The organism is Altererythrobacter sp. KTW20L, from assembly GCF_023501975.1.
In the GTDB taxonomy this organism is placed as follows: Bacteria; Pseudomonadota; Alphaproteobacteria; order Sphingomonadales; family Sphingomonadaceae; genus Alteraurantiacibacter.
The window spans coordinates 1-10,721 of sequence record NZ_JAMFLH010000021.1 but is presented as its reverse complement, the minus strand read 5'-3'; the positions used below and the strand labels follow the sequence as shown (position 1 = coordinate 10,721).

At 59.1% G+C, this 10,721-nt stretch carries 7 protein-coding genes; 3 read left to right on the top strand and 4 right to left on the bottom strand.

What is annotated here, in order from left to right; all coding sequences use genetic code 11:
- From M3P36_RS14975 to M3P36_RS14965, 3 genes are all read left to right on the top strand, one after another.
- A partial coding sequence (locus M3P36_RS14975; RefSeq protein ID WP_249704510.1) for a site-specific integrase occupies positions 1 to 531 on the top strand: 531 nt, incomplete at its 5' end.
- A 617-nt stretch (positions 532 to 1,148) separates the two neighbouring features.
- Positions 1,149 to 2,861 carry a sensor histidine kinase gene (locus M3P36_RS14970; RefSeq protein ID WP_249704509.1) on the top strand — a complete coding sequence of 571 codons (1,713 nt, stop codon included), beginning with the start codon at positions 1,149 to 1,151 and terminating at the stop codon, positions 2,859 to 2,861.
- Positions 2,862 to 2,876: 15 nt separating this feature from the next.
- Positions 2,877 to 3,482, top strand: a complete 606-nt coding sequence (locus M3P36_RS14965) for a response regulator (protein ID WP_249704508.1) — start codon at positions 2,877 to 2,879, stop codon at positions 3,480 to 3,482.
- Positions 3,483 to 3,597: 115 nt separating this feature from the next.
- Here M3P36_RS14965 and M3P36_RS14960 read toward each other — a convergent pair whose 3' ends face one another.
- From M3P36_RS14960 to M3P36_RS14945, 4 genes are all read right to left on the bottom strand, one after another.
- Positions 3,598 to 4,926 carry an autotransporter domain-containing protein gene (locus tag M3P36_RS14960; RefSeq protein WP_283773517.1) on the bottom strand — a complete coding sequence of 443 codons (1,329 nt, stop codon included), beginning with the start codon at positions 4,924 to 4,926 and terminating at the stop codon, positions 3,598 to 3,600.
- Between the two features lie 4,415 nt (positions 4,927 to 9,341).
- Entirely contained in the window at positions 9,342 to 9,485 is a 144-nt protein-coding gene (locus tag M3P36_RS14955; protein WP_249704507.1) for a hypothetical protein, read from the bottom strand.
- Positions 9,486 to 9,748: 263 nt separating this feature from the next.
- Positions 9,749 to 10,072: an MgtC/SapB family protein gene (locus M3P36_RS14950; protein ID WP_249704506.1), complete on the bottom strand. Its 324-nt coding sequence runs from the start codon at positions 10,070 to 10,072 to the stop codon at positions 9,749 to 9,751.
- Between the two features lie 19 nt (positions 10,073 to 10,091).
- Positions 10,092 to 10,592, bottom strand: a complete 501-nt coding sequence (locus tag M3P36_RS14945) for a hemerythrin domain-containing protein (protein WP_249704505.1) — start codon at positions 10,590 to 10,592, stop codon at positions 10,092 to 10,094.
- Positions 10,593 to 10,721: the final 129 nt, after the last annotated feature.

Genomic DNA, 10,721 nt, shown 5'->3' with positions numbered 1-10,721 from the left:
CGTGCATCAGAATTGCGAGGTATCGCCTGGACAGCTGTGGACCTAAAGAACTGCACGGTAAGGGTCGAGCAGCGAGCGGATGCCTATGGAGTGATAGGAGCTCCCAAATCCGTTGCCGGTTTCAGGACGATCCCGCTTCCCGGCCGCGCCATCGCAACACTACGGGAGTGGAAGATTGCCTGCCCAGCTCATTCATTGAACCTTGTCTTTCCAAGCCAGCAGGGAAAAGTCTTATCCCACGGGATAATGACGAAAAACCACGTGATGCCAATCTTGTTGGCGGCAGGAGTAGTTAGGTCCGGCTCCGAAGTAGGTACCTTGGTCGCGAAATACAGCATCCATACCTTCCGGCATGCGGCAGCATCGCTGTGGATTGAACAGGGCTTAAATCCGAAAAGAGTGCAAACGCTTGTCGGCCACGGATCCATCCAGGTGACATTTGACACCTACGGCCACCTGTTTGAGCAGCTACAGGATCACCAAACCGATGGTTTTGCAATCGAGCGAGCATTGTTCCAAGATGCAACATAGATGCAACATGGTATCTCAAACTCGCAGAAATCTGCGCTTTAGTCACGGACTCTGACTCCGTCTATTGAGGTTCGAATCCTCACGGGGCATCCATTTTCTATCTATATATCAGTGGTATATTCAAGAAATGGCGCGAGACATCTCCTCGCGCCATTTTCTCGCACTCCCCTACATTCCCGCGCTTTTCCGTGTGCCCTCGGCGGTCCTCGCAACATGTATGCAACATAATGTCGCTCAAGTGCAGGTCGTCGAATACCGAGGGGCACCCATATCTCATGCACAGCAGACGAACTTGATCGTCTCGAAGCAGCAGAATCCCGCCATTCTCGTCAGCTTGGGAAGCTGCTGCTCTACCACTGAGCTGCACCCGCATCGGCTTGTATCAAAAAGATCTAATTGCCAATTTCCGGACTGGTTTGTCGCTTTCACTCCGGTTCGCGATGCGTTGGCTAATCGCCACGACGACCTGCGATTGTTCAACACGGGTTCGGCGAATTGTCGCAACATGTCCGTGCGACCGGCCCATGATTCATCCAGCAGAACACGCGAGGGTTCGGACGGGAGAATCCTGGTCGAACCCTGTTGGCCTGACCACTCACCTTGACTCGCTGGCGACCATGGTGAAAATCGGACGGAAGGCGAAATCAGGCGCTGGAATTCCTCCCTTACTCCTCGCAGATGAGGTGGAAGTGAGCAGGAAACGTATCATGCGGTCGCAGCCAAGGGTCCATACCAGCAGAATGATTGCGGCATGCCGCGTCGCGCTGGCGCTTGCGCTGCTGGTTCCTGCCGCTGTGAATTTGGCAAGTAACAACCCTGCGCCGCCCCCCGCAGTTGCCGCTTTGGTGGTCTATCTCGCCTTCAGTACCGGCTTGCTGGTCATCGCCTGGCGCAACTGGTGGCTGGATCATCACCTGCGGCGCATCGCCTTCACCATAGATGTGCTGTTTACCCTGCTGCTGCTGCTTTATTGGCTTGAGGGGACGCGGTTCGGTGGTAGCGGTCCGTTTCTCGCCTTTTTCATTTTCCTGCTGGTCTGCGCCAATTTGTTATGGCGGCTGCGCGGATTGGCCATCACGGCCCTGTTGATGATAACCGCCTATATCGCCGTTGGCGTGGTAATCGACGCCGGGGCCGCCCACTGGCAATCAGTCTGGTACGGCCAAAGGCTGATCTTCATGATTGTGATCAGCGTTTTTCTGAGCTGGTTCCTGCAACAGCCCGTGCGGCCCGTTCCTGCCCAGCTGGTATGGCCGCAGGGCGCCTCCACCGCTGACAAGATCGCGGCGGTGCAAAGCTTCATCCGCCAGCATATCCGGTGCAGCGCTGTGGCGGCGGCATGGACACCGGATCAGGAGCCCTGGGTCTATGTTGCCGAACCCGGCACGACGGGCCTGCAAACAGCCCTGCTTGGCCCCGAGGCGATGGATCTGCAGGAAAGGCCGCCCGCGCCCATCCTGTTTGACAGGCAGCGCCAGCGTGGGATGCAACTGGATGACGATGGCAGCCTCATCCCGATCCGGCATCTTCCAGCCTGCTGCCTGGCGGATTGTCTGGCGCAGCCGGTTGGCATCTGCATGCCGGTCAATTCGCGAGCCGGGCAAGGCAGCTTCCTGATAACCGGGGTGACGGGTCTAACCGGCAACCATCTGCACATTGCCGCGGCTCTGGCGGAAGAAATCGCCTATGCAATGGACCGCGACCACGCGGCAACCGTGCAGCGCGAGGCTGAAGTCGAGCAGGTCAGGCAGGCCACTGCCCGCGACCTTCATGACAGCGTTGTCCAGTCCCTGGCCGGGGCCAGTTTCCAATTGGAAGCCCTTCGGCAACGAGCCCTGGCTGGCCAGCCCATGGCGGATGCCCTGGCCAATGTTCAACAAGCCCTGATGCGCGAGGGGCAATTGGTGGAATCGCTGATTCATCAATTGCGAAAAAGCGAAGATGCCAGCCAACCCCATACAGCAATGATGGATATCGGCACCGCCCTGGCTGGCACGGCCGATCACTGGGGCGTCACTGCCGAATTCGAAATGGAAGAGGACATTGGCGACCTGCCCCCGAAAATTGCCCTTGAACTGCATCACCTTTTGCGTGAGGCTGTTTCCAATGCCGTGCGCCATGGTAAGGCTGACAAGGTGGAAGTGACGTTGCGCATGGATGGCGGTGTCCTGCAAATGGACTTTACGGATAACGGCACGGGCTTTGTATCAGGCGATAATGCCGCCCTGCCCCGTTCGGTGCTTGGCCGGATGAGGGCCATTCAGGGCACCCTGCAGCTCAGTTCACGGCCTGGACACACCCGCCTGTCCATGCGCCTGCCCATTGGATAGATCATGACCCGCGTATTGATTGCCGATGACCATCAATTCATGTGTGAAGGCGTAAGATCCGTGCTGCAACTGGCCGGCATGGATGTGGTGGATCCCGTGCATGATGGCGACGCCGCGCTGGCAGCCATCAAGCGCCACCAGCCCGATGTTGTCATCCTTGATATCAGGATGCCGGTGCGTGATGGCCTGTCCACTCTTCAGGAATTGCGCCGAACAGGCGATGAGCGGCCAGTGGTTATCCTGACTGCCTATGACAAGGACAACCGCGTGTATGGCGCGGTGCAGGCCGGGGCGAGCGCCGTTGTCCTGAAACAGGATGGCAGCGCCGGACTGGCCGAGATCGTCGCCAAGGCCGCCCGGGGTGAACACAGCATTTCGCCTGAACTGGCTACCTTGGCAGCGCTGTACAATCAGGACAAGGCAGCAGGGCTGACGAGCCGCGATCGCCAACTTGTGCAGGCCGTGGGACGCGGGCTGCGCAACCGCGAGGTGGCCGCAGAACTGGGCATCGGTGAAGCGGCAGTGAAAGTGGCCCTGCACCGCATTTACCAGAAGCTGGAGGTGCGCAGCCGCCCGGAATTGCTGAACGCCCTGCGAAAGAGTAGCATTCTGGCGGACTGACGGGCTGACGAACAGCCTTGGCGGCGCGCTCGCCCGATTTTCACAACCTTCAGGTGCAAAAAGGGCCGGAGTTTCCTCCGGCCCTTTTGTTGTGCCCGTTCTGCTTACGGTTAGATCAGTTGCCTGAACCAGGCCCGTAAGTGATTTCCACGCGGCGGTTCTGCGGTTCACGTACACCGTCTGCGGTGGGCACGCGCGGGTTGGCTTCCCCGAACTGCTCGCTGGAGATGCGGGTATCGGGGATGCCGCGGCCAGTGAGATATTCGCGCACACTGGCGTTGCGGCGTGCTGCCAGGCCGAGGTTATACTCCACGCTGCCAGCGCGGTCGGTGTGGCCTGCCAGCATGATCGGCACTGCGCCGCAGTTGCCATAGGCCGTGACCGCACTGTTCAGCACGCTGGCTGCTTCCGGGGTGATGTTCGACTGATCAAAGTCAAAGAACACGATGTACGGCCCCTGGTTGCAGACCTGCACCGGCGCAGGCGGGGGAGGCGGCGGCGGAGGCGGCGGAGGCGGGGGCGGCGGAGGCGGCGGGGGCGGGGGAGGCGGCGGAGGAGCCACCTGCGATCCACCGAAGCGCATGCTCAGGCTGCCAAAGAAGGCATTATCCTTTAAATCATCCGCAAACCGGCCCTGGTATCCCAGCCTGCCGGTCACCCGATCACCCAGCGCCGCCGCCAGGCTGAAACCGGCCATGATCGAGCCGCGATCGGTTTCTGGCGAGCGTACCGTGAAGTCAGAGCCGGCGGGCGCATCCACGAACCGCTGGGTGGTGGTGAAAAAGCGACCATTGCTGTCATGCCGGTATGCCACCTTGGCTTCCGGAACAATGCCGCCAAGGTTCCCGGCCAGTTTCATGCCCACCAGGAAGGAGGTCTGATCCTCGCTCTGGTTGTTGAAGGCCAGATTGGCACCCGGCACACCGGTTTCGGTGAAGTCTTCCAGCTTCACCTTGGTGTATTCGGCCCCGACGAATGGCGTCAGCCAGGCCTGGCCAAGCCCGACACGCACACCGGCCTCGCCATAGGCAGAGGTGATGCGGAAATCGGGTTCGCCGGTGATGGTGCCCGCAGTTGACAGAATGCCGACGGAACGGGTGCTGTCACCGTTCATATCCGACAGACTGGCATTGCCGCGCAGATAGAAGCTGCCGACATCGTAGCCAGCCGTCAGGCCGACCTGCCAGCCATCCGCTTTGATCCGGCCATTGTCCCGGTCAAAATCAGCCTCTGCCTCGCGGTAGCCGCCAAAGGCACCGATGGTGAAATTGCCGACGGTGTAATCCAGGCCCAGCAGGGCGTGCAGATTATCCGCTGCGTAACGCGGCGCATTGCCATCGCTGCTGACCCTGGCGTCATTGTGCATCCCCAGAGCCCACAGACGCAGCCCGCCATCAGGCTCGCGACAGTTTTCATAGCCGGCAAGATCGATCGCACAATCCATCTGGTCGGAAATGATCGTGCTGAGCTGCAGCGAATTGTTCCGCAGGTTCTGCACATAGCCAGCAGATTGATGCCCGGTCAGCTGATCCAGCGCGCCGGCATAGGTGGCCGGGGTTTGCAGGAACAGGTTGGCCAGCAGCGTGCCGAACGCCCCGCCCTGTGTCGGGCTGTAGACATTCTCGATCCCGTCACCGGCTGCGTTCTGGTTGAAGGTCAGGCCCGCCACAGCGCCGAAGCCGATGCGGCTGATCCGCAGATCGACATTGTCGGACGCATCATAGGAGACCGTGGGTGCCAGCAACGCAGAACCTGTATTGGTCACCACACTGGCGAACTGGCCGTTCAGCGTGCCTGCGTCAATGATGTCGTTAAAGACGTAATTGTCGGCAAACAGGCCATTGGGTGTCCCGACAACCACCTGCAAGGTCGCGCCGGTGATGGTTGCCGTGTTGGCGTTGACATAGGGATATGCCGCCTGCGCAGCGGCAGGGGCTGTGAAGCTGGGCAGTTCCAGCGCCAGGGTGCCGCCGCTCGCCACTGTGAAATCGTCCACATTGACAGAGGCCGGGCCGCTGTAGCTGGGGTTGTTATGTGGCTGGTTTGCCAGCAGCAGCGTGGCGCCGCTGTTCACAGTCAAGGTGCCCACCAGCGGCCCAACCGGACCGGCGGCCATGATTGCCCCGCCAAGGCCAGAGGTGCCAAGGCTGGCGGTGGCGGTCGCCAGCACACCATTGGGCATGTCTTCAGTGAACGGGTTCACCGTGCCATCGAGCCTGGTGGTGCCGCTGACGATGGTGATCGCATCATCATCGCTGAGGATGATGTCGCCATAGACATTGCTGTTGCCGGTGAAGTTGATGTCTACCGGCGTCGGCGCATCCTCGACACTGATCGCTGTGCCGTGCTGCCATGTGACGCCGCCATCCATGCTTTCACGCGCGATGATCGTGCCGCCATTGTTGGCGATGGTCACGCCTGCAACACGAGGGGCTTCCTCTTCCTCTTCCCCGTCATGTTCGGACATGATGAAGATCGGGAAGAAATCACCGCCGAACACGCCGATGCCGCCAGCTTCTACCGGAGCACCATTGCTGATGGCAGAAACACGGATGGTTCCACTGTTGATTATGGCAAGATCAAGGTCGTTGGATTCAACAAGGATACCGCCAGCAAAGGCTGTTGGTTCTTCCATGGATGCATCCATGGCCATGGTGCCGCCAGACGTGGCATCGCCGCCCTCAGCAATGGCTGTAACAGACAGGGTGCCGCTGTTGGAAATGGTGCCGGACAAGCCCCAGAACTCGGGTTCTTCTTCCATCACCATCGTGCCCAGAGAGCCACTGTGGCTATTGAAATAGCTGAAACTGCCCACGGACATGCCCAGCGCTTCGGCAAAGGCCCAGCCGGTGGACGTGGCATTGGCCGACACATTCAAAGTGCCTGAGTTGGCGATGTCCACGACAAGCGGCTGGCCAGACACTTCATACCCCAGCGCGCCTGCACCGGCAGCGCCGTATTCCTCACCATCGGAATTGGCACTGGCCGAAACAGAGAACGAGCCTGCATTGCTGAAGGTGGCGGAACTGCCACCGCTCAGCCCATTGCCCTGGGCAATGCTGGCTTCCGCCATATCGATCATGGACGGCCCGAAGCCGCCCTGAAGCGACTGACGCAGCCCCACTGCGGCCGCTTCGGTATAGGCATTAAGGCCCGTGGCATCTGCCCCAGACGCAATATTCAGATTGCCGCCTGCACCATTGGTCAGGCTGACAGATGCATTCTGCCCGCTGGCCATCTGAACCACGCCTTCGGCAAAGGAACCCGCCCAGGCATCGTCAGGAGCTTCTGCACTTGCCTGAGAGGAAATGTTGATTGTGCCAGTATTGGCCAACGAGGCAGATGAGCCATAGGCCAGCTGCATGATGGCGGGATCAATACCGCTGCTCGCTTCAGCCGTTGCCGATGGCAGCATCACCATTACGGCTACAGCATCCTCGATTTCGTCCTCAGAGCCATTTTCCTCTTCTTCCTCGACTATCGAGGCAAAGGCAGAGGCAGTGCTGCTGATGGAGATCGAGCCTGCATTGGAAATCGACAGGCTGGACATATCAGTGTTGGCATATTGATAAATGCCGCCGTCCACATCGCTTTCCGCATCGGCATGGCCATTGACGGCTGTTGCTTCTGCATCGGCCATCAGGCTGATCGATCCGCCCGCAGCATTGCTCAGCGTCAGGGTCGCTTCAGTTGCATCCGAAGTGTAGTAGTAATCGGTGTAGGCATACTGATAGATGCCCCCATCCAGATCGGTTTCAGCATCGGCTGACCCGTTCACGGCATTGGCGACAGATGCTGCCGACAGGCTGATAGAGCCGGTCGCCATATTGGCGATGCTCAGATCATGCACCCGTGTGCTGCCATAGGAATACTGCTGGATACCCTGATCCAGATCAGATTCCGCATCGGCATCACCGGACTGGCTGTTTGCTTCTGCAACAATGGAGCCGGAAAGGGTGCCGGAGTTTTCCAGAACCAGGCTGGCCAGTTCGCCATTGTCCTGGCTGTAGTAATTGTAGTTGTAAGCCTGCTGATCGGTCAGACGGTAAAGATCGCCTTCTGCCTCAGCATCGCCATCAGAGGCGTTGGAGGTTGCCGACCCGGTATAGCTGATGGACCCGCCAGCCGCATTGGAAATGATGTTGGAAATGCTTTCCGCATAGGAACCATATTGGCGGACAATTCCGCTGCCGTAGGAATAGCTGTCAGCACTGGAGCCGTCAGCAGAGGCGATATTGGTGCCGCTGACGCTGCCCGTGTTGTCGATCACGTTGGAAACCGTCGCGGACAGATTGTCATCATTGTAATAATAGTACTGGCCGTAACCATACTGATAAAGAATTTCACCAGTGTATGAATAGGCATCGGCCCGGCCATTTTCACTTGTCGCAGCCGAAGTGCCGCTTGATCGGATGACGCCGCTTGCCAGGTTGGTCAGCGTATTGTGATTGTTCTCGTTGTAATGGGCATATTGGCCCAGCGCATTATAGCCATAGCTGTAGGCATCGGCCCTACCGCTATCGGTATGGGCTAGCGCCTGCGCAGTTGTCGAAATCGTGCCAGCGTTGACGACCTCGTTGGAGCCAATGTCGTCTTCGTCATTCGAATAATCATAATAGTAATAGTCATAATTATTCTGGAGGACCGAATTGTAGCTCTGCGCCTGGGCATAGGCGTCACCAAGGCCGGTGTTCGACGTGGCCCAGGCTTCTCCGGTGATTGACGCGCCTTCGGCGTTGGAAAGGAAAGTGCTGGCCTGTTCGACATATTCGACCTGCTGGTAGACCGTCAGATCGTGATAGGCATAGGCATCGGCGCGGCCGGATTCCGTTGAAGCGTCGGCGGTCGCAATTGCTGTGATGTCGCCGGCATTAGTCAGGGAAACTTCGCCTACATCGCCGTCCTCGGAATAGTAATTTCCGTCAACTTCCTGATGGACCGTCTGCTGGTTGTAGGATTGCGCATATGTGCTGCCTGTTTCAGTGGCCGCGACAGCGCTGGAAGTGGTGGCGATCACCGCCCCTGCCGCATTATCAATGCTCAGCAGCGAAACAGGCTGGTCCTCGGTTTCCTGATAGATGGAGCGGTAGAGGTAGGAATAGGCATTTGCGCCGGTCACCCCCGTCGCCGCTGCCTCTGTCGCGGCCGTGATTGTACCCGCATTGTTGATCTCAAGTGATGCGGTGGATCCTTGGGCTTCCTGGACGACGCCACGATCGACGCGGGCATCTGCATTGGCGTTGGTGCTGCCGGTGGCAGTCGCGCTGGACAGGATTGCAAGGTTCGCATCCGGCCCCCCGATAGTGAGCAGGGTGGATGCCTGGTCATCAGACACGGCAAACTGCCTGACAGCGAAATCGATATCGGTGTCCGCGCTTGTGCTGCCACCATCATTTTCGGCCACGGCAACGGCGCTGATGCTTACCACGCCGTCAAGGGAAACGATCGCCTGGGCATTACCCGAATCAGCATCGACAGACTGGTCTATGGCGCCGGGATTGGCATCAACCGCCGTATCGACCCGGGCACTGACATGGGAACTTCCGGTGTCATTGATGGTGCCAAAGGCCTCGACCAGGCCGTCGGGGATGGCAATCTCGCCAATCAGAGCAGCCCCATCGGGGGCATCGCCGCTGACATTCTGGTCTATACCGGGCGTTGTCTGTCCGGTTGCTGGCATGGAAACGCACAAGGCCGCCAGCGAAACGCCGATTACCAGACGACCACGAGATGCATGAAATTTCCTCACGTGCTTAACCTCCCATTTTTCCGTCACCCCGTGGGCGAACGATCCAACTTGTAACTATAGTTACATGGAATGGGGAGGCGTCAAGCATTGATTGAGATCAAATGGCAGAATCATTCTGTCGTTTGATCGCTCTCGGAGAGCTGCGCGTGGCTGGCAGCAGCAGCGATGAAGGAGTAACGATCGGCGTTGTCGCGGGCTTTGGCCTTCCGATCTATGGTAGCCTTCTGCTCGGCATCGAAGCCGAGCTTGCCCAATCCACGTGCTGTCCGTTTTGATGGCGGAGGGCGTTGTCAAAGCCGGTCTTCAAGTGGGCTCCAAGGTCGCGAGTTGCTGCATTCACACCTTCCGAAATGCGGCAGTATCGCTGTGGATCGAGCAAGGCCCAAATGCCACACGAGTGCAGCCGCGTGTCGGACTTGGATTCAGTCAGGTGACCTTAGACACTCACGGGGCATCCACCTCCCACCGCATCCGGCATCATCTGGTCAGACTACTTGCGGGCGGATTTCGTATCCGGTTATCTGTTCGTGCCCTTCCAGCCGCGCACGCTGAACCCTTCGCGGAAAATCACTCCGCCGCACAGGAAGCCGATGCCGGTGAGGATGCCGTGTGCAATCCTCACCGGATCGATCCGGATCACTTCGGCAAGCGCATCGCTCAGCCAAGCGATCTGGTGTACTGCGGCCAGCATCAGCAGGCAGCACGACAAGCCGACAAGCACATGGGTGCGCAGTCCCGCCGGGCTCGAACGGAACTCCCGTTCCCCGCCGATGACCGCGCTGGCAATGATGGCGCCAAGGATCGGCCACAGCAATTGCGGTTCGAGCAGGTCGGTGATCATGCCGCCGCGTGTCGCACGGTTACATCGTGGTGGTCTGCGCAGGAGGAAGGCCGCCAGCCTTGGCCTGGGCCATAAGCTCCTCCTTGCGCGCCAGCATCTGTTCGCCCAGCGCGTGCAGGTCCACATTTGATGCGCGCGCCTGCTGGAACATGTTGTCGCGCTCCTTCTCCTCCTCGGTCACGTGATGCTCGATCTCTTCCTTGAGCACGGTGACCTTGGCTTCGAAAAAGTCCTCATCGCCGCTGGCAGCTTCAATGTCGTTGATAAGCAGCTTGGCCCCGTCATGCTCGACATAGGCTTCGTTCAGCAGGTCATCCTCGATCTTGCCGCGCAGGGCGGGATAGAAGATTTCCTCTTCGATCATCGCGTGGATTTTCAGCTCGGTACAGATTTCCTGCGCTATCTTCTTCTTGGCGGATGTGCCGGATGCGCCTTCGAACTGTTCGAAAAGGTCTTCGACCTTGCGGTGGTCGGCGGCGAGGATGTGGGTGGCGTCGGTATCGGGCTGGTCATTGCTCATGGCTGCTCTCCTTCAGGAATTCACAGTGCGGGTTGTGACATGCCGCTCTTCCTTGCGGCTCGACGCTCGACCCGCCCATCCGTTCCTTTGCGGTGAAATAGTTCCCGGTCGTGAGGCAATCACTGCAAC